Origin of the sequence: Pseudomonas sp. FP603 (assembly GCF_030687415.1) — a bacterium.
GTDB classification, from domain to species: Bacteria; Pseudomonadota; Gammaproteobacteria; order Pseudomonadales; family Pseudomonadaceae; genus Aquipseudomonas; species Aquipseudomonas wuhanensis.
Genome location: NZ_CP117431.1, coordinates 1,295,217 through 1,315,776, shown reverse-complemented (window position 1 = coordinate 1,315,776; position 20,560 = coordinate 1,295,217). Strand labels below are relative to the sequence as shown.

At 59.5% G+C, this 20,560-nt stretch carries 19 protein-coding genes; 4 read left to right on the top strand and 15 right to left on the bottom strand.

The annotated features are described in order from the left end of the window. Window positions 1-7: 7 nt before the first annotated feature. From guaB to PSH65_RS06155, 3 genes are all read right to left on the bottom strand, one after another. Complete coding sequence (gene guaB, locus PSH65_RS06165; RefSeq protein WP_123358100.1) at window positions 8-1,477, bottom strand: IMP dehydrogenase; 1,470 nt, start codon at window positions 1,475-1,477, stop codon at window positions 8-10. 212 nt (window positions 1,478-1,689) lie between these two features. Further along, entirely contained in the window at window positions 1,690-2,238 is a 549-nt protein-coding gene (locus tag PSH65_RS06160; protein ID WP_305425361.1) for a sugar ABC transporter ATPase, read from the bottom strand. A gap of 183 nt (window positions 2,239-2,421) precedes the next feature. Further along, window positions 2,422-3,189 carry a sulfite exporter TauE/SafE family protein gene (locus tag PSH65_RS06155; RefSeq protein WP_305425360.1) on the bottom strand — a complete coding sequence of 256 codons (768 nt, stop codon included), beginning with the start codon at window positions 3,187-3,189 and terminating at the stop codon, window positions 2,422-2,424. Between the two features lie 98 nt (window positions 3,190-3,287). On the opposite strand from PSH65_RS06155, the gene PSH65_RS06150 reads away from it, so the two are divergent. The 4 genes from PSH65_RS06150 to leuA all read left to right on the top strand — a co-directional run bounded on the left by PSH65_RS06150 (window position 3,288) and on the right by leuA (window position 8,632). Next, window positions 3,288-4,184, top strand: a complete 897-nt coding sequence (locus tag PSH65_RS06150; protein ID WP_305425358.1) for a LysR family transcriptional regulator — start codon at window positions 3,288-3,290, stop codon at window positions 4,182-4,184. A gap of 66 nt (window positions 4,185-4,250) precedes the next feature. Beyond that, window positions 4,251-5,630: an exodeoxyribonuclease VII large subunit gene (xseA, locus tag PSH65_RS06145; RefSeq protein WP_305425356.1), complete on the top strand. Its 1,380-nt coding sequence runs from the start codon at window positions 4,251-4,253 to the stop codon at window positions 5,628-5,630. A gap of 3 nt (window positions 5,631-5,633) precedes the next feature. Beyond that, window positions 5,634-6,455: a peptidoglycan DD-metalloendopeptidase family protein gene (locus PSH65_RS06140; protein ID WP_305425355.1), complete on the top strand. Its 822-nt coding sequence runs from the start codon at window positions 5,634-5,636 to the stop codon at window positions 6,453-6,455. 497 nt (window positions 6,456-6,952) lie between these two features. Next, the gene (gene leuA / locus PSH65_RS06135; RefSeq protein WP_305425354.1) at window positions 6,953-8,632 is read left to right on the top strand and encodes a 2-isopropylmalate synthase; all 1,680 of its coding nucleotides are present in this window, start codon (window positions 6,953-6,955) and stop codon (window positions 8,630-8,632) included. A 203-nt stretch (window positions 8,633-8,835) separates the two neighbouring features. Here leuA and PSH65_RS06130 read toward each other — a convergent pair whose 3' ends face one another. From PSH65_RS06130 to iscX, 12 genes are all read right to left on the bottom strand, one after another. Beyond that, a complete protein-coding gene (locus PSH65_RS06130) occupies window positions 8,836-9,627 on the bottom strand; it encodes an amidohydrolase (RefSeq protein WP_305425352.1) in 792 nt (263 codons plus the stop codon). After that, window positions 9,615-10,763 carry a pyridoxal phosphate-dependent aminotransferase gene (locus PSH65_RS06125; protein ID WP_305425351.1) on the bottom strand — a complete coding sequence of 383 codons (1,149 nt, stop codon included), beginning with the start codon at window positions 10,761-10,763 and terminating at the stop codon, window positions 9,615-9,617. Before PSH65_RS06125 ends, PSH65_RS06130 begins: the two co-directional genes overlap by 13 nt. 224 nt (window positions 10,764-10,987) lie before the next feature. Next, complete coding sequence (gene der, locus PSH65_RS06120; RefSeq protein WP_305425350.1) at window positions 10,988-12,457, bottom strand: ribosome biogenesis GTPase Der; 1,470 nt, start codon at window positions 12,455-12,457, stop codon at window positions 10,988-10,990. A 135-nt stretch (window positions 12,458-12,592) separates the two neighbouring features. Continuing rightward, window positions 12,593-13,744, bottom strand: a complete 1,152-nt coding sequence (bamB, locus tag PSH65_RS06115; RefSeq protein WP_305425349.1) for an outer membrane protein assembly factor BamB — start codon at window positions 13,742-13,744, stop codon at window positions 12,593-12,595. Next, on the bottom strand, window positions 13,737-14,378 hold the full coding sequence (locus PSH65_RS06110; RefSeq protein ID WP_305425348.1) for a tetratricopeptide repeat protein: 642 nt from the start codon (window positions 14,376-14,378) through the stop codon (window positions 13,737-13,739). Before PSH65_RS06110 ends, bamB begins: the two co-directional genes overlap by 8 nt. Window positions 14,379-14,418: 40 nt before the next feature. Then, complete coding sequence (gene hisS, locus PSH65_RS06105) at window positions 14,419-15,708, bottom strand: histidine--tRNA ligase (protein WP_305425347.1); 1,290 nt, start codon at window positions 15,706-15,708, stop codon at window positions 14,419-14,421. A gap of 37 nt (window positions 15,709-15,745) precedes the next feature. Then, the gene (ispG, locus tag PSH65_RS06100; protein ID WP_008070966.1) at window positions 15,746-16,855 is read right to left on the bottom strand and encodes a flavodoxin-dependent (E)-4-hydroxy-3-methylbut-2-enyl-diphosphate synthase; all 1,110 of its coding nucleotides are present in this window, start codon (window positions 16,853-16,855) and stop codon (window positions 15,746-15,748) included. A gap of 3 nt (window positions 16,856-16,858) precedes the next feature. Then, on the bottom strand, window positions 16,859-17,884 hold the full coding sequence (locus PSH65_RS06095; protein ID WP_305425345.1) for a RodZ family helix-turn-helix domain-containing protein: 1,026 nt from the start codon (window positions 17,882-17,884) through the stop codon (window positions 16,859-16,861). Continuing rightward, a complete protein-coding gene (gene pilW / locus PSH65_RS06090) occupies window positions 17,884-18,642 on the bottom strand; it encodes a type IV pilus biogenesis/stability protein PilW (protein ID WP_007903601.1) in 759 nt (252 codons plus the stop codon). Before pilW ends, PSH65_RS06095 begins: the two co-directional genes overlap by 1 nt. Window positions 18,643-18,654: 12 nt before the next feature. Next, window positions 18,655-19,803 (bottom strand): 23S rRNA (adenine(2503)-C(2))-methyltransferase RlmN, encoded by a 1,149-nt coding sequence (gene rlmN / locus PSH65_RS06085; RefSeq protein ID WP_007903600.1) that lies wholly within the window; start codon window positions 19,801-19,803, stop codon window positions 18,655-18,657. A 28-nt stretch (window positions 19,804-19,831) separates the two neighbouring features. Further along, window positions 19,832-20,257, bottom strand: coding sequence for a nucleoside-diphosphate kinase (gene ndk / locus PSH65_RS06080; protein WP_305425344.1), 426 nt, complete (start codon window positions 20,255-20,257; stop codon window positions 19,832-19,834). Window positions 20,258-20,349: 92 nt separating this feature from the next. After that, a complete protein-coding gene (gene iscX, locus PSH65_RS06075; protein ID WP_305425342.1) occupies window positions 20,350-20,550 on the bottom strand; it encodes a Fe-S cluster assembly protein IscX in 201 nt (66 codons plus the stop codon). Window positions 20,551-20,560: the final 10 nt, after the last annotated feature.

The window sequence follows — 20,560 nt, the reverse complement described above, 5'->3', positions numbered from 1 at the left end:
GGAAGCCTCAACCTACGCGGTAGTTTGGCGCTTCTTTGGTGATTTGCACGTCGTGAACGTGGGACTCGGCCATGCCAGCGCCGGTGATCCGCACGAACTCAGGCTTGGTGCGCATTTCTTCGATATCGGCGCTACCGGTGTAGCCCATGGAAGAACGCAGGCCGCCCATCAGTTGATGGATGATGGCGCTCAGGGTGCCCTTGTACGGAACACGCCCTTCGATGCCTTCCGGAACCAGCTTCTCGGCACCCGCGGAGGAGTCCTGGAAGTAACGGTCGGAGGAACCTTGAGCCTGGGACATGGCGCCCAGCGAACCCATGCCGCGGTAAGCCTTGTACGAACGGCCCTGGAACAGTTCGATCTCGCCTGGCGCTTCTTCGGTACCGGCAAACATCGAGCCCATCATCACGCAGGAGGCACCGGCAACGATGGCCTTGGACAGGTCACCGGAGAAACGGATGCCGCCGTCGGCGATCAACGGAACGCCAGTGCCTTCAAGGGCAGCGGCGACGTTGGCGATGGCACTGATTTGCGGGACGCCGACACCGGCGACGATACGGGTGGTGCAGATCGAGCCCGGGCCGATACCGACCTTGACTGCGTCAGCGCCGGCTTCGGCCAGGGCCTTGGCGGCAGCGCCGGTGGCGATGTTGCCGCCGATGACCTGCACTTCAGGGAAATTCTGTTTGACCCAGCGAACGCGATCGATCACGCCTTTGGAGTGACCGTGAGCAGTGTCGACCACTACCACGTCAACGCCGGCGTGGACCAGGGCAGCTACGCGGTCACCGGTGTCTTTACCGGTACCGACTGCAGCGCCGACGCGCAGACGACCTTGATCGTCCTTGCTGGCCAGCGGATAAGCCTTGGCTTTTTCGATGTCGTTGACGGTCATCATGCCTTTGAGGGCGAATTTGTCGTCGACGATCAGCACGCGCTCGATACGGTGCTTGTGCAACAGCTCACGGACGTCGTTCTTGTCGGCGCCTTCCTTGACCGTGACCAGACGCTCTTTAGGCGTCATCACTTCACGGACGCTGGCGTCCATGCGGTTTTCGAAACGCACGTCACGGGAAGTGACGATGCCGACCAGGTCGCCATCGTGCAGTACCGGAACGCCGGAGATGTTGTGCAGGCGGGTCAGTTCGAACAGTTCACGAACCGTGGCGTCAGCCTCGATGGTGATCGGGTCCTTGACCACGCCGGCCTCGTACCGCTTGACCTTACGCACTTCGGCAGCTTGCTGCTCGATGGTCATGTTCTTGTGGATGATGCCGATGCCACCTTCCTGAGCCATGGCAATTGCCAAACGGGCTTCAGTAACGGTGTCCATGGCAGCAGAAACCAGTGGAATATTCAGCTCGATGCCACGGGTAAGGCGGGTCTTGAGACTGACTTCGTTAGGAAGAACCTCGGAATAACCGGGCACTAAAAGAATGTCGTCGAAGGTCAGAGCTTCTTGGCTGATACGCAGCATCGCGGGGGCTCCCGAGCGGGAAAATGGAAGCGCGCCATTATAGTCAGACACCCCCTCGGGTTCAATGTAAAACTCTGTCTATTATCGACGCGGTGATCGACGGAGGTTTTGGCACACAAATCCCGTAGGAGCGAGGCTTGCCCGCGAAGGCATCATCGCGGTCATCAGGTAGACCGAATCGATGCCTTCGCGGGCAAGCCTCGCTCCTACATTTACAGTTCGACTTTGACCCAGCTCACGGGTTGATCCAGCCAATCGGCAAACTCATCGATAAAGTCCTGCTTGAACCCGGCCTCGAGCCAGTTGTTGAAGATGAACCCCAGGTTGGAAAAGCCGCATTCCTGCAAGAACAGAAACCCGTTGATGTCGTCTTCATGCCCGCATTCAGGGCAGGTGAAGTTATCGGTGCGCCCCGGCATCCAGTCTTCCAGGCTTTCGAACAGCGCTTCGCCGATTTCCTTGCGGCACTCGGCGCAGCCGGCTTCTTCGAGAAACCCCTTGGCCGGTGTATAGATGCAGCGCTTGGTGATGATTTCCAGGCCATTGACCGGCTCGCCGAACGGCAGCGCGTCAGGGTGCAGGACCACGGCGCGGGCACCGTCGGCGATGGCGTGGGCCATGCGATTGCCGGTGCGGCCACAGGTGGTCAGTTCTTCTTTAATGATGTTCTTGCGCACCAGCCAACGCACGACCGCCCGGGCCCGGGGTTCGTGTACCGGCAGGGTGGAGATTTTCGGGACGATGATGCTTTGGGAATTCATGGTGCAAGCCTGCTGCGTCAAATGGATGTTCTGCGGTGTTCGTCCTGACGCCATCGCGGGCAAGCCCGCTCCCACACGTTCTCGGTCGTAAACACATTTGTGCTCACCTGAGATCCTTGTGGGAGCGGGCTTGCCCGCGATAGCGCCAAGGCGGCCGGCAGCTTAATCCCTGACGAAATCCGGTCAAGTACTCAAATAACGCCCGATCAAGGCAATCCCGCTGGCCAGCACCAACCAAGTCACTAGCCGCACGAATGCCTCGCGGGACAATTTCATGGTCAACCGCCGGCCGATCCACAACCCCAGCGCCATCGCCGGCAACAAACACAGCGCCAATACCAATAAGGGTAGCTCGGCATACACACCGGCGACGGCAAACAGGCTCAAACGCACCACGGTGCTGCAACTGATCAACGCACTCTGGGTTGCCCGGGCCGCATCCTTGGGCAGCCGACTGTTCAAATAGATTGCATATAAAAAGCCGCCACTGCCAAACAGCGCCCCGAACATCCCGCCCACCGTGCCCATCGGCACCGCCCACCCGGCGGACAATTGCGCCGGACGGGTTTTAATCCACAGGCTGTAGACCGCATAGGCGCTGATAAACAGCCCCATCAACAGCAGCAAGACATCGGACTTCAAGTTCAGGAGAAAAATCACCCCCAACGTGCAGCCCACCGCCATGCACGGCAGCAGCCGCAGCAGTTCGGGCCTCGCCACATTCCGTCGCGAGGGCAACAGATTGCCGAACGCCGCGACGAAATCCAGCAACACCAGCAGCGGCACGATTTTCGACAGCGGCATGAACAGGATCAGAATCGGCCCGGCCACCAGCGCGGTGCCGAAACCGGCGATGCCGAATACGATGTAGGCCAGAGCGATACCCAGCCCGATCACCAGCCAATCCACCGCACCCCACGGCCATTGGTTTAACAACTCCAGCACATTCATCGACAACTTCCTTTAATTCCTGCGATGACTTTAGCCAGCGCATAGCGTTGCGACTAATATCTTCAACGTCGACCACCCATCTCGAAAAGGCATACCTCGTGCTTTCAACCCGCCAATTGCGTTACTTCGTGGAAATCGCCGAGAGTGGCAGCTTCAGCGCTGCAGCCGAACGACTGTTTATTGCTCAATCGGCCTTGAGCCGGCAGATCAAGGACATGGAAACCCGACTGCAAACGCCGCTGTTCGAACGCACCGCGCGCCAACCCCGACTGACGGCGGCGGGTGAAGCGTTCTTGCCTCGGGCCAGAAACCTGTTGAACGAACTGACCAAGGCCAGCGAGATGGCCACTCAAGTAGGTGAAGGTCAACTGGGTGTGTTGCGTCTGAGTCACTCCAGCACCGTGCCGATGAGCGGTCGGTTGCTGCGGGGCATCAGCGTTTATCTGGATCGGCACGCCGGTGTGTCCATGGACATCGTCAAGCTGTCCTCCGAGGCGCAACTGGAAGAATTGGCCGAAGGTCGCCTCGATGTGGGCCTGTTGCGCCTGCCGGTGCTGCGTCAGCGTGAAGGGGTGCAGATTGTTCCGCTGTACAGCGAGCGCCTGTTACTGGCGGTGCCGCCGAATCATCGGCTAGCTGTGGATAAGTCCGCGCACGGCATCGATCTGGCACAGTTGAAAGATGAAGCGTTTATTTCCATCCCTCATCCACAGCGTGGCGGTCTGAGCTATCTGTCCGCCGAGTTGTGCATGCGCCAGGGGTTCTTTCCCCAGGCGGCGCGGGTGGTGTCACGCAAAACCACGCAGCTGCAATTGATCCAGGCCGGGTTCGGCATCGCGCTGTTACCGGAATCGATGCAAGACATCGCGCCGCCGGATATCCACTTTCTGCCCTTGGCCGACCCGGATTGCCACAGCACCGTCGCCCTCGCCTATCGGCAGAGTCCCACTGCGCTGGTTCAGCAATTCGTTGAGCACTTCACCCGATCGGCGTAGCAACACCACAGGGGATTTTCGCCGGATCATGGAGATTGATCGCCGAATGCCTTTAAACTGCGCCCCATGATTAAAGATCCCTTTGCAAGACTCGGCCTGGACCGGGAAGTCCTGACTGTCAGCCAGCTCAACGGCCGCGCGCGGGTGTTGCTCGAAGACGTGTTCAGCAATATCTGGGTCGAAGGCGAAATCTCCAACCTCGCCCGCCCGGCGTCCGGCCATGTGTATTTCACCCTCAAGGACAGCGGTGCCCAGGTGCGTTGCGCGCTGTTCCGGCAGAACGCCGCGCGGGTTCGCCAGGCGCTGAAAGACGGCTTGGCGGTCAAGGTTCGCGGCAAGGTTTCGCTGTTTGAAGGCCGTGGCGACTACCAACTGATTCTCGACACCGTGGAACCGGCCGGTGACGGCGCCCTGCGTCTGGCCTTCGATGCGTTGAAGGAAAAGCTCAGCGCCGAAGGCCTGTTCAGTGCCGAGCGCAAAGTGCCGCTGCCGGCGCATCCGCAACGCATCGGCATCATCAGCTCGCCCACGGGCGCGGTGATCCGCGACATCATCAGCGTGTTCCGCCGCCGCGCGCCGCAGATCCAACTGACGCTGATCCCCACCGCTGTGCAAGGTCGCGAAGCCACCGCGCAAATTGTCCGCGCGCTGAAGCTGGCGGATGCCCGCGGTTTCGACGCGTTGATCCTGGCCCGTGGCGGCGGTTCGCTGGAAGACCTCTGGTGTTTCAACGAAGAAGCCGTGGCTCGCGCCGTGGATGCCTGCGTGACGCCGATTGTCAGCGCTGTCGGTCATGAAACCGACGTGTCGATCAGTGACTTCGTCGCCGACGTCCGCGCCCCGACACCGTCCGCCGCGGCCGAACTGCTCGCGCCGGACTCCAGCGATCTGGTGCGTCGCGTCGAAAGTCTGCATCGGCGCCTGGTGATGCGCATCCGCGACCGCTTGATGCGCGACCGGTTGCGCCTGGAGGGCATGGCCCGGCGCCTGCGCCATCCCGGCGAACGTCTGCGTCAGCAAGCACAACGTCTGGATGATCTGGACATGCGTATGCGCCGCGCGTTCGAGCGCAACCTCAATACCCGTCGCGAACGTTTGATCCGCCTGGAAACCCGCCTCGCCGGGCAACATCCGGGGCGACAATTGGCGATGCTCCGCCAACGCCTCGACAGCCTCGCCGAACGCCTGCCCCGGGCCATGCGTGAAGGGCTTAAATCCCGTCGCCTGCAACTGCAAAGTCAGATGCAGACGCTGCACGTGGTCAGCCCGTTGGCGACCCTCGCGCGTGGCTACAGCATTCTGCTGGACGAGCGCGGCAACGCGATTCGCAGCGCCGCGCAGACCCATACTGGCCAGCGCCTGAAAGCCAAACTGGGTGAAGGCGAGCTGCAAGTGCGGGTCGAAGACAATCACCTGACGCCTGTCACCCTTTCTTTACTGGATTGATCCATGCCGCGTTTTTTCGCTCCGATGTTGTTGCTGTGCCTGACCTTCAACGCACACGCAGACAGTTACATCACCCGCCTGTTGAACAAACCGGTGCCGGGCGGCGTGGCCGTGGTGGATCTGGGCAACTCCGCCCAGGCACCGAAAGCCAGCTATCAAGGCAAACCGGTGCTGGTGGTCAAGGAACAGAACAACTGGCTGGCCATTGTCGGCGTGCCATTGACGGTCAAACCGGGCAGTCAGTCGCTTAGCAGCGGTGGCCGCAACCTGAGTTTCACCGTCGGCAACAAGAAATACCCGGAACAGCACATCACCCTGAAGAATACGCAGCAGGTCAATCCGAACCCGGAAAATCTCAAGCGCATCGAGGGCGAATTGGCCGAGCAGATCCAGGCTTACCGCAGCTTTAGCCCGAACACCCCGAGCAACCTGCTGCTGGACAAACCGGTCAATGGGCCGCTGTCGAGCAAGTTCGGCGTGCGCCGCTTCTTCAATGGCGAAGAGCGCAACCCCCACGCGGGCCTCGACTTTGCAGTTCCCGCCGGCACACCGATCAAAACCCCGGCCGCCGGCAAGGTAATCCTGATCGGGAATTACTTCTTCAACGGCAATACGGTGTTCGTCGACCACGGCCAGGGCTTTATCAGCATGTTCTGCCACATGTCGAAGATCGACGTGAAAGTCGGCCAGCAGCTGGCACGTGGTGGCGTGGTCGGGAAAGTCGGCTCCACCGGGCGCGCGACCGGGCCGCACATGCACTGGAACATCAGCCTGAACGATGCGCGGGTGGATCCGGCGATTTTTATTGGCGCGTTTCAGCCTTAAATATGCTGATGGCCTCTTCGCGAGCAGGCTCGCTCCCACAGTTTCCGGGGCTGAACTCAAGATTTTGCTACGACACAAAACCCTGTGGGAGCGGGCTTGCCCGCGAAGACGGCCTGAGCATCACTGAAATCCGCAGATAAATCTGAACACTCCCAATCCACTCAACCCCCTCTTCTATCTATTGCGCATGGCTGAGACACTGCGCAAACATCAAAACGATCCAGCCTCTTATGGGCAATAAAATCTCGCATAACCTAGCTTTTCGAGTATTCCTCTCAAAGTTTTTCGACTGCTTGCCATCCTTTCCCCTCGCGGTTAGGGTTGAAGGCATGAAAACCTCTCACACCCTCATTCAGCTTCGCCAGCACCGCAGCCTGTGCCTTGTCAGTGCACGACTGCCAGGCTGAATCGCGGTGCCTCGTCTTACGTTTTATCCCCAGAACATTTGATCCACCGGCAGGCCGCCTTTTTTCGGCCCACACAATAAGGATTTCCCGATGAGCATGCTCAAAGACCCGTCTTCTAAATACCGCGCGTTCCCGACCATCGACATCCCGGACCGCACCTGGCCATCAAAGACCATCACCGCAGCGCCGATCTGGTGCAGCTCGGACCTTCGTGACGGTAACCAGTCGCTGATCGAGCCCATGGACGCGGTCAAGAAGCTGCGTTTCTGGAAAACCCTGGTGCAAGTCGGCGTGAAAGAAATCGAAGCCTCGTTCCCGGCTGCTTCGCAAACCGACTTCGACTTCGTGCGTACCCTGATCGAAGACGGCCACATCCCGGACGACACCACCATTCAGGTGCTGACCCAGGGCCGTGAAGACTTGATCGCACGTACCTTCGAATCCCTGCGCGGTGCCAAGAAAGCCATCGTTCACCTGTACAACGCGACCTCCCCTTCCTTCCGCCGCATTGTCTTCAATCAGGACAAGGACGGGATCAAGGCCATCGCCGTGAACGCCGCCAAGCTGTTCGTCAAATACGCCGCCCAGCAGCCGGAAACCGAGTGGACTTTCGAGTACTCGCCAGAAACTTTCAGCGCCACTGAACTGGAATTCGCCAAGGAAGTCTGCGACGCGGTGATCGAAGTGTGGAACCCGACGCCTGAGCACAAGGTGATCCTCAACCTGCCTGCCACCGTCGAATGCGCCACCCCGAACATCTATGCCGACCAGATCGAATGGTTCGGCCGCCACATCAACCGCCGTGACAGTGTGATCATCAGCCTGCACACCCACAACGACCGTGGCACTGGCGTGGCCGCCACCGAGCTGGGCCTGATGGCCGGCGCCGACCGTGTCGAAGGCTGCCTGTTCGGCAACGGCGAGCGTACCGGTAACGTCGACCTGGTAACCGTGGCGTTGAACCTCTACACCCAGGGCGTCGACCCCGAGCTGGACTTCTCCGACATCGATGGCGTGCGCAAAGTCGTCGAAGAGTGCAACCAGATTCCTGTGCACCCACGTCACCCGTACGTTGGCGACCTGGTCCACACCGCGTTCTCCGGCTCCCACCAGGATGCGATCCGCAAGGGCTTCGCCCAGCAGCAACCGGACGAGCTGTGGGAAGTGCCGTACTTGCCGATCGACCCGGCCGACATCGGTCGCAGCTACGAGGCGGTGATTCGCGTCAACAGCCAGTCGGGCAAGGGTGGTATCGCTTACCTGCTGGAACAGGAATACGGCATCAACTTGCCGCGCCGCATGCAGATCGAGTTCAGCCAGGTCGTGCAGCGTGAAACCGATCGCCTGGGTCTGGAGATGACAGCCCAGCAGATCCACGCGCTGCTGCACAGCGAGTACTTGCAGGCCAATACCCCGTACGCGCTGGTCAGCCATCGCTTGCAGGAAGAAAACGGTCACAGCGCCGTGGAAGTGGAAGTCTCCAGCAAAGGTCAGGGCGAAACCAACCTGCACTGGCGCGGCAAGGGCAACGGCGCTCTGGAAGCACTGGTGGCCGGCCTGCCGATTCCGGTGGAAATCATGGACTACAACGAACACGCCATCGGCGCGGGCACCAATGCCAAGGCTGCGGCCTACATTGAACTGCGCGTAAACGGTGAGCGTGCGGTGCATGGCGTCGGCATCGATGAAAACATCACCACCGCCAGCTTCAAGGCGCTGTTCAGCGCGCTGAACCGCTCCCTGAGCCAGCCGGAAGCGAAAGCGGCGTAAGTCTGCGCTGCAATGCAAAAGGCCCCGGGGTGTGAACCTTGGGGCCTTTTTGTTTGCCTGTATTTTTTGTGTCGCCTGTCAGGGCCTCATCGCGGGCAAGCCCGCTCCCACATGGGATTGTGGTGTACACAAAATCTGTGTCACACCGGTCAACTGTGGGAGCGGGCTTGCCCGCGATGAGGCCCTGTCAGGCAGCGAAAATCTCAGGTGAACTCAAAGGTATCCGCATCCAGATTCGCCGGAAACCGCGTGCGATAAGCCGCCAGCTCCGCCGCGTCCAGAACGACCTTGAAGACCCCATCGGCATCGCCTGCGCCAAGCAACGTCTCACCCTGAAAATCCAGCACCTGACTGTCACCGGTATACGCAAAGCCTTTGCCATCGGTACCGATGCGGTTCACCGCTGCCACATAGCAGAGGTTTTCAATCGCCCGTGCCGGCAGCAAACGGTTCCAGTGCTGGCGCCGGGCGCCCGGCCAATTGGCGGTGTACAGCAACAAGTCGGTGTCTTGAGGGTCGCGGCTCCAGACCGGGAAACGCAGGTCGTAGCAAATCAGCGGCCGCACTCGCCAGCCCTTCAATTCGAACTGCACCTGACGCTCGCCCGGGGTGAAATGGTTGTGCTCACCCGCCATGCGGAACAGGTGACGCTTGTCGTAATGCCACACCTCCCCGTCCGGCCGCGCCCACAACAGACGATTGCGATGACTGCCGTCAGCCACCTGGACGATGATGCTGCCGGTAATCACCGCATCCAGTTTCGCTGCCTGAACCCGCAGCCATTTACTGGTGGGGCCATTTTCCGGCTCGGCGAGGGTTTCCGACTCCATGGAGAAACCGGTGGTGAACATCTCCGGAAGGATGATCAGGTCCGCGCCACGAGCCTGTTCCAGCAAGGGCTCGAAATGCTCCAGATTGGCCTGACGATCATGCCAGACCAGGGTGGTCTGGATCAGCGCGACATTCAGATTGGGCAGAGCACTCAGATCACGCATAGTTTTGCCGCTGCTTCACGCAGGGTCTCCTCGCGCTTGGCAAAGCACAGGCGCACCAGGCGCTGGCCGACCGGTGGAGTCTGGTAGAACACCGAGATCGGGATGCTCGCGACGCCATGTTCGCGGGTCATCCACAGTGCCATCTCGACGTCATTGAGGTCCGGGCGAATCTGCGAGTAATCGACCAGCTGGAAGTAAGTACCCGCCACGCGGCTGAAACTGAAGCGTGACGGCGCCAGCAGATCGCAGAACAGATCGCGCTTGGCCTGATAGAAACCCGGTAACTCTTCGACGTGTTCCGGGTGCTCGGCCATGTAATCGGCCAAAGCGTATTGCAGCGGCGTCACGCCGCAGAAACTGACGTACTGGTGAACCTTGCGCAGCTCGGCGCTAAGGGCTGGCGGCGCCACTACGTAACCGGTTTTCCAGCCAGTGACGTGGTAGGTCTTGCCGAACGAACTGACCACAAATGCGCGTTGATAGAGCTCTTCGTGGGCCAATACGCTGACGTGAGGCACGCCGTCGAATACCAGGTGTTCGTAGACCTCGTCGCTGATCACATAGATATCGCGGTCGCGGATCAACGCCGCCAGTTGATCGAGCTCGGCACGACTGATCAGCGCGCCGCTGGGGTTGTGCGGGGTATTGAGGATAATCATCCGCGTGCGCGGTGTAATGGCTTCAGCTAGCTTCTGGAAGTCGATGGAAAAGTCTTTCAGACCCAGTTGCACATGCACGCAACGGCCACCGGCCAGCTCCACCGAAGGTTCATAACTGTCGTAGGCAGGATCGAACACGATCACTTCATCGCCGCCGTGGATCACCGCCTGAATGGCGCAGAAGATTGCCTGAGTCGCGCCGGGAGTGACTGTCACTTCGCTGTCGGCATCGACATGGGCGCCATAGCTGCGAGCGATCTTCGCCGCAATCTGCTGACGCAACACCGGCAGGCCAGTCATCGGCGAATACTGGTTGTGGCCACTGGCGATGTGCCGACCAACTGCATCGCGCAAGGCCTGCGGGCCGTCGAAATCGGGAAACCCCTGAGACAGATTGATCGCCCCGGTTTGCGCCGCAAGCTGAGACATCTGAGTGAAGATAGTGATGCCGACATTCGGCAGCTTACTGGTGATCATCGGTGATTCCCTGGCTCTACACCCGGCTCTACGACGGCACGGGAGAGCTCGAGAATAGCCCAAACGGCGCCCATAAAAAAAGGGCGCCTATAGCGCCCTTTCTGTAACCCGATCCTGTGGGAGCGTGGCTTGCCCGCGATGGTCACGCCGCGGTGTCACAGGTACACCGCGTTATCGTTCATCGCGGGCAAGCCCGCTCCCACAGGAACCGGGTTAGCCTCAAATCAGCGCTTGTCGCGGCGCTTCTTGTCGGCTTTCTTGTGGTGAGTCATCAAACGACGCTTCTTGTTGACCTGACGGTCAGTGAGCGTGTTCTTGTTGCCTTCGTACGGGTTCTCGCCACCCTTGAACTCGATGCGGATCGGCGTACCGACCAGCTTGAGCACACGACGGTAAGTGTTTTCCAGGTAACGGACGTAAGACTTCGGAACCTTCTCGATCTGGTTACCGTGGATCACGATGATCGGCGGGTTCGCACCACCCAAGTGGGCATAACGCAGCTTGATCCGGCGGTTGTTGACCATCGGCGGCGCGTGCTCGCCAACCGCATCTTCCAGAATCTGGGTCAGGCGGTTGGTCGGCCAGCGGGTGACCGCAGACTTGAACGAGTTCTGTACCGACGCGTAGAGGTTGCCTACGCCAGTGCCGTGCAGGGCCGAGATGAAGTGGATATCGGCGAAGTCGACGAAGAACAGTCGACGTTGCAGCTCGACCTTCACGAAGTCGCGCTCGCTCGGCGTCATGCCGTCCCACTTGTTGATCGCGATAACCAGCGCACGACCGGCTTCAAGGGCAAAACCCAGCAGGTTGAGGTCGTGGTCCACCACGCCTTCGCGGGCGTCCATCACGAAGATCACCACGTTGGCGTCTTTGATCGCTTGCAGGGTTTTGACCACGGAGAACTTTTCAACTTCTTCGTGGATCTTGCCGCGCTTGCGCACACCGGCGGTGTCGATCAGCGTGTACTTCTCGTCGTTACGTTCAAACGGGATGTAGATGCTGTCGCGGGTGGTGCCGGGCTGGTCATAAACGATAACCCGGTCTTCACCGAGCATGCGGTTGACCAGGGTCGACTTGCCGACGTTCGGACGGCCGATGATGGCGATCTTGATACCGTCTTTTTCGCTTGGGCCAGGAATGCGCTTGGCTTCCTCACCTTCGGCAACGATTTCTTCTTCGCCTTCTTCCTGCTCTTCTTCGTCTTTCGGGAAGTCGCTCAGGGCGATTTCCAGCATCTGGGTGATGCCACGACCATGGGCACCGGCGATCGGGATCGCGTGGCCCATGCCCAACGGAGCAAATTCGGCGCGGGCCATTTCAGGGTCGATGTTGTCAACCTTGTTGGCAACCACGTAAGAACGCTTGTTACGCTTGCGCAAGTGCTCGGCGATCATCTGGTCGGCCGCGGTGAAACCGGCCTTGGCATCTACCAGGAATAAAACGACATCCGCTTCTTCAATGGCCAGCAGCGACTGCTCGGCCATTTTTTCGTCCATACCGTGCTCGTCACCGGAGATACCGCCGGTGTCGACCAGAATGTAGGAACGCCCTTGCCACTTGGCCTCACCGTACTGGCGATCACGGGTCAGACCGGACAAGTCGCCGACGATGGCGTCGCGAGTCCTGGTCAGGCGGTTGAACAAGGTGGACTTGCCGACGTTCGGTCGGCCCACCAGGGCGATTACGGGAACCATGCGGCTCTCCACTTCGTTATTTCAGAAAATACAAAAGCCGCTGCGAGGCAGCGGCTGGTGCTCGGGGCAGCACTTGGGAGTGCCGCAAACCTTGCAGAGCAAGGCCGCTTGGGGGTTAAACCCCAAGCATAGTCTTTACTTGATGGTCAGGGCTTCCAGTTTGCCGCTGTTGCCATACACATAAATCGTGTCACCCACCACCAGCGGACGGGCACGCAGGCCATCGCTGTCGATGCGCTCGCGGCCGACGAAACGACCGTCCACCTGACTCAGCAGGTGCAGGTAGCCTTCCATATCACCGACTGCAACATAGCTGGAGAACACTTCCGGAGCCGACAGTTGACGGCGGGCCAGCGAATCGTTGCTCCACAACGCAGTGGTAGAACGTTCGTCGACGCCTTCAACGGTGCCTGCGGACAGGCTCACGTAGACGCTGCCAAAACCCTGAGCAACGCCGGCATAACTGGAAGCATCACGCTGCCAGAGCTGACGGCCGCTTTCCAGGTCCAGTGCCGCAACACGACCCTGATAGCTGGCGACATACAGCGTACCGCCGGACAGCAGCAAGCCACCGTCGATATCGACCACACGCTCCAGCTCCGAACGACCTTGTGGAATCGCTACGCGCTGTTCCCACACCGGCACGCCGTTGGAAACATCCAGAGCGACCACTTTACCAGTCGACAGGCCAGCCACCGCGAGGCGGTTGGTGACGATCGGTGCGCTGGTACCGCGCAGAGTAAGAACCGCTGGCGTGCTGTCATACAACCAGCGCTGGTTGCCGGTAGCGGCATCCAGACCGATCAGACGGTCATCCTGGGTCTGAACCACAACAACGTCACCGTTGGTGGCCGGCGGCGCGAGCACTTCACTGGTCACGCGAGCGCGCCATTTCTCTTCACCGCTGCTGGCATCCAGGGCAACGATTTCGCCCTTGAGCGTGCCGATCATGACCAGACCGTAACCCACGCCAACGGCGCCGGAGACAGGCAGTTCGAGATCTTTCTTCCATTTGACGTCGCCATTGCTGCGATCCATCGCCATCACCACACCGGTGACGTCGCCGGCATAGATGGTATCGCCATCGATCGCCGGAACCAGCATGTTGTAGGTTTCGCCCTGACCGTCACCGATCGAACGACTCCACTGCTTCTGCAGAACCACTTCTTCTTTGAAGTCGGTCAACTCGGCCGGTGGCAATTCTTTTTTGCTGTTGCTGCTGCAACCCGCGGCCAATATGGCCAGAGCCAGCAATGCTGCATGTTTCCAACGGATCACGTCACGCATCCCCTTTGGCCAGGTCGTCCAGCTTGATTTGTAGGCCGCCGACCGCCGCTTCATCCGACAGTGCCGCCTTGGCTTTTTGATACGCCGTGTTCGCTTCGTCGGTACGACCCAACTGCACCAGCAGGTCGCCTTTGAGTTCTTCGCGAGTAGCCAGGAAAGCTTTGTCGGCATCGCCTTCGAGCAGTTTCAGGGCTTCATCGACCTTGTTCTGCGCGGCCAGCACCTGCGCCAGGCGCTGACGGGCAATTTCGCCGAGTGCCGGATTGGCCGGTTTGTCGACAATGGCTTTCAGCTCGGTGGCTGCGTCGTCCAGCTTGCCGCTGTCGACCGCGACTTTCGCCATGAACAGGCTGCCGTATTGCGCGTAAGCGGTGCCGCCGAACTCGCTGTTGAGCTTGCCGGCCAGGTCCGAAACACGTGCAGCATCAGGCTTGCCGTCAGGCGTCAGCGTGGTTTCGAGCAATTGCTGATAGAGAATCGAGGCGCCTTGCGACTGATTGCTCTGATACTTCTGAAAGGCCTGCCAGCCGAACACGATGACCAGCGCCAACAGGCCGCCAGTGACCAGGGGCTTGCCGTTGCGTGTCCACCAGTCCTTCAACTCCGCCAGATGTTCGTCTTCGGTACTCGACACCCCAATACTCCTTAATCGCTAAATCGGCTGTTTGACAGCTTCAACCCTGCACGACGCAGGTGGCCAGGTGTGCAGCAAGCGCATCCCAGGCAATGCTTTGTTGTTCGCCCTGGCCACGCAGGGGTTTGAAACCTACCACTTGCTGGGCCATTTCGTCCTCACCGAGAATCAATGCGTACAGCGCACCGCTCTTGTCGGCTTTCTTGAACTGGCTTTTGAAGCTGCCGGCGCCGGCATTGACTTGCAGGCGCAGGTTGGGCAATTGATCACGAATACGCTCGCTCAGGACCAGACCGGCCAGTTCGGCGGCTTCACCGAAGGCGCAGAGGTAGACATCGACCTGACGGGAGATTTCTTCGGGAATCTGCTCCAGGGTTTCAAGCAGCAGCACCAGACGCTCGATGCCCATGGCGAAACCGACGCCCGTGGTCGGCTTGCCGCCCATCTGCTCCACCAGACCGTCGTAACGACCACCGGCACACACGGTGCCCTGAGCGCCCAACTTGTCGGTGACCCATTCGAAAACGGTCTTGCTGTAGTAATCCAGCCCGCGAACCAGCTTCGGGTTGATCACATAAGGAATGCCGGCGGCGTCCAGACGAGTCTTGAGGCCCTCGAAGTGCACGCGGGATTCTTCGTCGAGGTAGTCGGCCATTTTTGGCGCGTCGGCCAATGCCGCTTGGGTGTCGGGGTTCTTGGTATCCAGAACCCGCAGCGGGTTGGTCTTCAGACGACGCTGGCTGTCTTCGTCCAGTTGATCCAGGCGAGCGGACAGGTATTCGACCAGGGCTTCACGATAACGGCCACGGGACTCGCTGGTGCCCAGGCTATTGAGTTCGAGCTTGACCGCATCGCGGATACCCAGCTCGCCCCACAGGCGCCAGGTCAGCACGATCAGCTCGGCGTCGATGTCCGGACCGTCGAGGTTGAAGACTTCGCAACCGATCTGGTGGAACTGGCGATAACGACCTTTCTGTGGACGTTCGTGACGGAACATCGGGCCGATGTACCAGAGTTTCTGCACCTGGCCGCCGCCGGTGATGCCGTGCTCGAGCACCGCACGCACACAGGCCGCCGTGCCTTCAGGGCGCAGGGTCAGGGAATCGCCGTTGCGGTCCTCGAAGGTGTACATCTCTTTTTCGACGATGTCGGTCACTTCACCGATGGAGCGTTTGAACAGCTCGGTGAACTCGACGATCGGCATGCGGATTTGCTTGTAACCGTAGTTATCCAGCAAACGCGAGACGGTGCCCTCGAAATGACGCCACAGGGGAGTCTGTTCGGGCAGGATGTCGTTCATGCCACGAATGGCTTGCAGAGACTTGCTCACTTTAAATCCTTAAATTCGTTCGGCTCTTCAGTCAGGCTCAGCCGCGAGCGATTACAGCCGCGTCGGCTTCGACCTTTTCGGCCGCTTTCTGGCGGATCAATCGTTCGAGCTCATCCACCAGATTGTCATTAGTCAGTTTCTGCGCCGGCTTGCCGTCGATGTAAATCAGGTTTGGCGTACCGCCGGTCAAGCCGATATGGGCTTCCTTGGCTTCGCCCGGCCCGTTGACCACGCAACCGATTACCGCGACATCCAGCGGCACCAGCAGGTCTTCGAGACGCCCTTCCAGCTCGTTCATGGTTTTGACCACATCGAAGTTCTGCCGCGAGCAGCTCGGGCAGGCGATGAAGTTGATTCCACGGGAACGCAGGTGCAGGGATTTGAGAATGTCGTAGCCGACTTTCACTTCCTCGACCGGGTCGGCCGCCAACGAGATGCGAATAGTATCGCCAATCCCTTCGGCGAGCAGCATACCGAGGCCCACGGCGGATTTCACTGTGCCTGAGCGCAAACCACCGGCTTCGGTAATACCCAGATGCAGCGGCTGGACGATTTCCTTGGCCAGCAAGCGGTAAGCGGCGACGGCCATGAACACGTCGGAGGCTTTCACGCTGACCTTGAAGTCCTGGAAATTCAGGCGCTCGAGGTGTTCAACGTGACGCAAGGCGGACTCGACCAGCGCAGCCGGAGTCGGCTCGCCATATTTCTTTTGCAGGTCTTTTTCCAGGGAGCCGGCGTTGACGCCGATGCGGATTGGAATCCCGCGATCACGGGCGGCATCGACCACCGCACGCACGCGGTCTTCACGACCGATGTTGCCCGGGTTGATCCGCAGGCAATCCACACCCAGTTCGGCTACGCGCAAAGCGATCTTGTAGTCGAAGTGGATGTCGGCCACCAACGGCACTTTGACCAGCTGCTTGATCTTGCCGAAGGCTTCGGCGGCGTCCATGTCCGGCACGGAAACCCGCACGATATCGACGCCAGCCGCTTCCAGACGATTGATCTGGGCCACGGTGGCGGCCACGTCATTGGTGTCGCTGTTGGTCATGCTCTGAACAGCGATAGGCGCATCGCCGCCCACGGGCACGTTACCGACCCAGATCTTGCGGGATTCGCGACGTTTGATTGGAGATTCGCCGTGCATGACTTATTGACCCAACTTCAGGCGAGCAGTCTCGCCACTGGTGAACGGAGCGACATCAACCACCTGCCCGTTGTAACTGACCTGCGCGCCACGGGCGAAGCCCAGACGCACGGAAAAAGGCGGTTTGCCGCTGACAGTAACATTTTCGCCTTTACGCTTGAGACCACTCAACAGCACCTTACCCGTGCCATCGGTCACTTGCGTCCAGCAATCGGCGGTGAATTGCAGTTGCACCTGGCCTTGGCCGGCCACCGGAGCTGCCGGAGCTGGAGCCGGGGCGGTCGGAGCAATCGGGGCCGTGACAACCGGTGCAGGTACAGCGGGAACAGCCGGGGCAGGCGTCGCCGGTGTCGCGACCACCGGAGCAGTGCTGTGGGCCGCCGCCGCAGGCGTTACTGCTGGAGCTGCTGGCGCCGGCGCGCTCGTTTCGGCACTGACTGGCTCTTCGGTCGAAGTCTCGGTCTGAGGCAGCGCAAGAGGCGTCTCACCTTCAGCCTGCCCCTGCGCAACCGCTTGGTCTTCCGGCTCGTCCAGTGGATGGATCTGGGTGGTGCCGTCGGCGCCTTCGACTTCAACGTGTTCCGGAGCCAGGCCGATCAGGTCCTTGGTGCGCAATGAAGTTTGATCCTGCCACCAGATAAAACCACCGCCAATCACCGCGAGCAGCAACAGCAGGCTGACAATTCGCAAAATGGTGTGGGAAACCCGAACCGGCTCTTCGATACGCCCCAGGCTGTGGACGTTGCTGCCCTGTGAGTCGGTGCCGGTGGATTGGTCGAACTGCTGGACCAGAATAGTTTGGTCCATACCGAGCAATTTGGCATACGCGCGAATATAGCCACGAGCAAAGGTGTGCCCAGGCAGCCTGTCGAAAGCGCCAGCTTCCAGATTGCTCAGGGAATTGACGGTGAGGTTGAGCTTGAGGGCCACTTCGGCCAGCGACCAGCCATTGCTTTCGCGGGCCTGGCGCAAAGTCTCACCGGGGTTAACGCGATTCGCTGCTACAACTTCGGGATGCGCCGCTTTCATCATTGCTCCGACAGGTATTGCTGATATTCCGGCGTACCGGGATAGAGTCGTTTTAATTGCAGGCCAAAACTGGCGGCCTTGTCGCGATCTTCGAACACTTTTGCCAGCCGAACGCCGAGCAATAGACTACGTGCATTTTGTTCGGTGAGCAGGCTAAAACGGTCGTAGTAGTCACGCGCGGGCACATAATGCCTGTCTTCGTAAGACAACTCAGCCATTTCCAGCAATGCACGTGGCTGTTGTCGATTCAAACGCAGGGCTTTTTCCAGTTGCTGGCGGGCCAGATCACGCTGGCCAAGCTTTGAAGCGGTCATGCCCAGGTTTTCGAAAACCCGTGAACGCTCAGGATACAGGGTATCGGCAGCGGCCTGTTCGAAGCGTTCGTACGCCTCTTTGTAACGTTTCTCTTCGAAAAGAAAACTGCCGTAGTTATTCAGGATTCGCGCATCGGCGGGACGAGAGGACAGTGCCTTGCGAAAATGCTGATCGGCCAGTTCCGGTTCCATCTCGGCCTGGAACACCAGCCCCAGTGCCGCGTTGGCGTCAGGATCCGAGCTGTCCAGGTCCAAGGCCTTCTTCAACGGGACTTTGGCGCGCTCGGTCATGCCCTGCTGCAGATACCCCAGGCCCAGCTGCACGTAGGCGGCACGCGCTTCATCACGGCCCTTGCTGGTCTTCATCGGGTTGAAATCGCCCGACAGGACACAACCAGCACAGAGGCTGGCCAACAGCACAAGCAGCGCGAAGCGCAGGGACATAGAGATCCTCTCTTAATTATTGTTCGCGGCGTTTGTTGCGATATCGTTTTCGGCGCTCAATTCGCGCACGGCGATATAACGTTCGCTGCGACGGGTGCGATCCAGCACCTGCCCTACCAATTGGCCACACGCGGCATCGATGTCTTCACCGCGGGTGGTGCGTACGGTGACATTGAAGCCTGCATGGTGAAGCTGATCCTGAAACCGGCGAATCGCGTTGTTGCTCGGGCGCTCGTAACCGGAATGCGGGAACGGGTTGAACGGAATCAGGTTGATCTTGCACGGGATGTTCTTGAGCAACTCGATCATCTCAACGGCATGTTCAACCTTGTCGTTGATGTCCTTGAGCAAGGTGTACTCGATGGTCAACACGCGCTTTTCGCCCAGGGACGACATGTAGCGCTGGCACGACTCGAGCAGCATCTTAAGCGGATATTTTTTGTTGATCGGCACCAATTGGTTACGCAATGCGTCGTTTGGTGCGTGCAGCGACAACGCCAGGGACACGTCGATGTGCTTGGACAACTCATCGATCATCGGCACCACGCCCGAAGTGGACAGGGTTACGCGGCGCTTGGAGATCCCGTAGCCCAGGTCATCCATCATCAGATGCATGGCGGCCACGACGTTGTCGAAGTTCAGCAGCGGCTCACCCATGCCCATCATCACCACGTTGGTGATGGCACGGTCGGCGGTCGCCGGGATGCTGCCGAACGATTTATTGGCAATCCACACCTGACCGATCACTTCGGCGGCGGTGAGGTTGCTGTTGAAACCTTGCTTGCCGGTGGAGCAGAAGCTGCAATCCAGGGCACAGCCTGCCTGGGACGAAACGCACAGAGTGCCGCGTTTGCCCTGGGGAATGTACACGGTCTCGACGCAGCTACCGGACGCCACGCGCACCACCCACTTACGGGTGCCATCGGTGGAGATGTCCTCGCTGACCACTTCGGGGCCGCGGACTTCAGCAATGGCCTTGAGCTTGTCGCGCAAGGCCTTGCTGACGTTCGTCATGGCGTCGAAATCATCAACGCCAAGGTGGTGAATCCATTTCATTACCTGACCGGCACGGAAACGCTTCTCCCCGATTGAGTCGAAGAATTTTTCCATTTCCTGTTGAGTCAGACCCAGCAGGTTGGTTTTTACAGTCGATGTAGTCATGGATTCACCTTCACTCTTAAGCCAATGCTTAGCGAGTGGTTACTTCAGTAGCTGCGAAGAAGTACGAGATTTCGCGAGCAGCAGCGGCTTCGGAGTCCGAACCGTGTACAGCGTTGGCGTCGATGGAATCAGCGAAGTCAGCGCGGATGGTGCCGGCAGCAGCTTCTTTAGGGTTGGTAGCGCCCATCAGCTCACGGTTCAGAGCGATAGCGTTTTCGCCTTCCAGAACCTGAACGACAACCGGACCGGAGATCATGAAAGCAACCAGGTCGTTGAAGAAACCACGAGCGCTGTGCTCAGCGTAGAAGCCTTCAGCTTCGGCTTTGGACAGTTGCTTCATTTTCGAAGCTACAACGCGCAGGCCAGCGTCTTCGAAACGGGAAACGATCTTGCCGATCACGTTTTTAGCAACGGCGTCAGGCTTGATGATGGAGAAAGTACGTTGAACAGCCATGGTGTAACTCCAGAAACGGTAATTTGCGAAAAATTAAACCCGCGAATTATACGCGGGTTCTTTGGTATTGCCTAACTGCGTACGGTACAGACTCAGTCTGCTTCTTCGATCCAGGCGGCCTGAATGGCTTCAAGCACCTTCTCGCCACCGCGGGTCGGATCATCACTGAACTCCGGCAATGCCAGCACCCATTGGTGCAGATCGACGAAGTTCACATAACGCGGGTCCACACCCGGCTTTGACTCAGCCAGCTGGATCGCGATTTCCAGCACATCAACCCATTTCAGACTCATGTCGGTTCCT

What these genes read in the sequence shown, in the direction of transcription:
- guaB (WP_123358100.1), bottom strand. Translation starts at nt 1,477, where the DNA reads ATGCTGCGTATCAGCCAAGAAGCTCTGACCTTCGACGACATTCTTTTA.
- PSH65_RS06160 (WP_305425361.1), bottom strand. Translation starts at nt 2,238, where the DNA reads ATGAATTCCCAAAGCATCATCGTCCCGAAAATCTCCACCCTGCCGGTA.
- PSH65_RS06155 (WP_305425360.1), bottom strand. Translation starts at nt 3,189, where the DNA reads ATGAATGTGCTGGAGTTGTTAAACCAATGGCCGTGGGGTGCGGTGGAT.
- xseA (WP_305425356.1), top strand. Translation starts at nt 4,251, where the DNA reads ATGATTAAAGATCCCTTTGCAAGACTCGGCCTGGACCGGGAAGTCCTG.
- PSH65_RS06140 (WP_305425355.1), top strand. Translation starts at nt 5,634, where the DNA reads ATGCCGCGTTTTTTCGCTCCGATGTTGTTGCTGTGCCTGACCTTCAAC.
- leuA (WP_305425354.1), top strand. Translation starts at nt 6,953, where the DNA reads ATGAGCATGCTCAAAGACCCGTCTTCTAAATACCGCGCGTTCCCGACC.
- PSH65_RS06130 (WP_305425352.1), bottom strand. Translation starts at nt 9,627, where the DNA reads ATGCGTGATCTGAGTGCTCTGCCCAATCTGAATGTCGCGCTGATCCAG.
- PSH65_RS06125 (WP_305425351.1), bottom strand. Translation starts at nt 10,763, where the DNA reads ATGATCACCAGTAAGCTGCCGAATGTCGGCATCACTATCTTCACTCAG.
- der (WP_305425350.1), bottom strand. Translation starts at nt 12,457, where the DNA reads ATGGTTCCCGTAATCGCCCTGGTGGGCCGACCGAACGTCGGCAAGTCC.
- bamB (WP_305425349.1), bottom strand. Translation starts at nt 13,744, where the DNA reads ATGCGTGACGTGATCCGTTGGAAACATGCAGCATTGCTGGCTCTGGCC.
- ispG (WP_008070966.1), bottom strand. Translation starts at nt 16,855, where the DNA reads ATGCACGGCGAATCTCCAATCAAACGTCGCGAATCCCGCAAGATCTGG.
- PSH65_RS06095 (WP_305425345.1), bottom strand. Translation starts at nt 17,884, where the DNA reads ATGAAAGCGGCGCATCCCGAAGTTGTAGCAGCGAATCGCGTTAACCCC.
- pilW (WP_007903601.1), bottom strand. Translation starts at nt 18,642, where the DNA reads ATGTCCCTGCGCTTCGCGCTGCTTGTGCTGTTGGCCAGCCTCTGTGCT.
- rlmN (WP_007903600.1), bottom strand. Translation starts at nt 19,803, where the DNA reads ATGACTACATCGACTGTAAAAACCAACCTGCTGGGTCTGACTCAACAG.
- ndk (WP_305425344.1), bottom strand. Translation starts at nt 20,257, where the DNA reads ATGGCTGTTCAACGTACTTTCTCCATCATCAAGCCTGACGCCGTTGCT.
- iscX (WP_305425342.1), bottom strand. Translation starts at nt 20,550, where the DNA reads ATGAGTCTGAAATGGGTTGATGTGCTGGAAATCGCGATCCAGCTGGCT.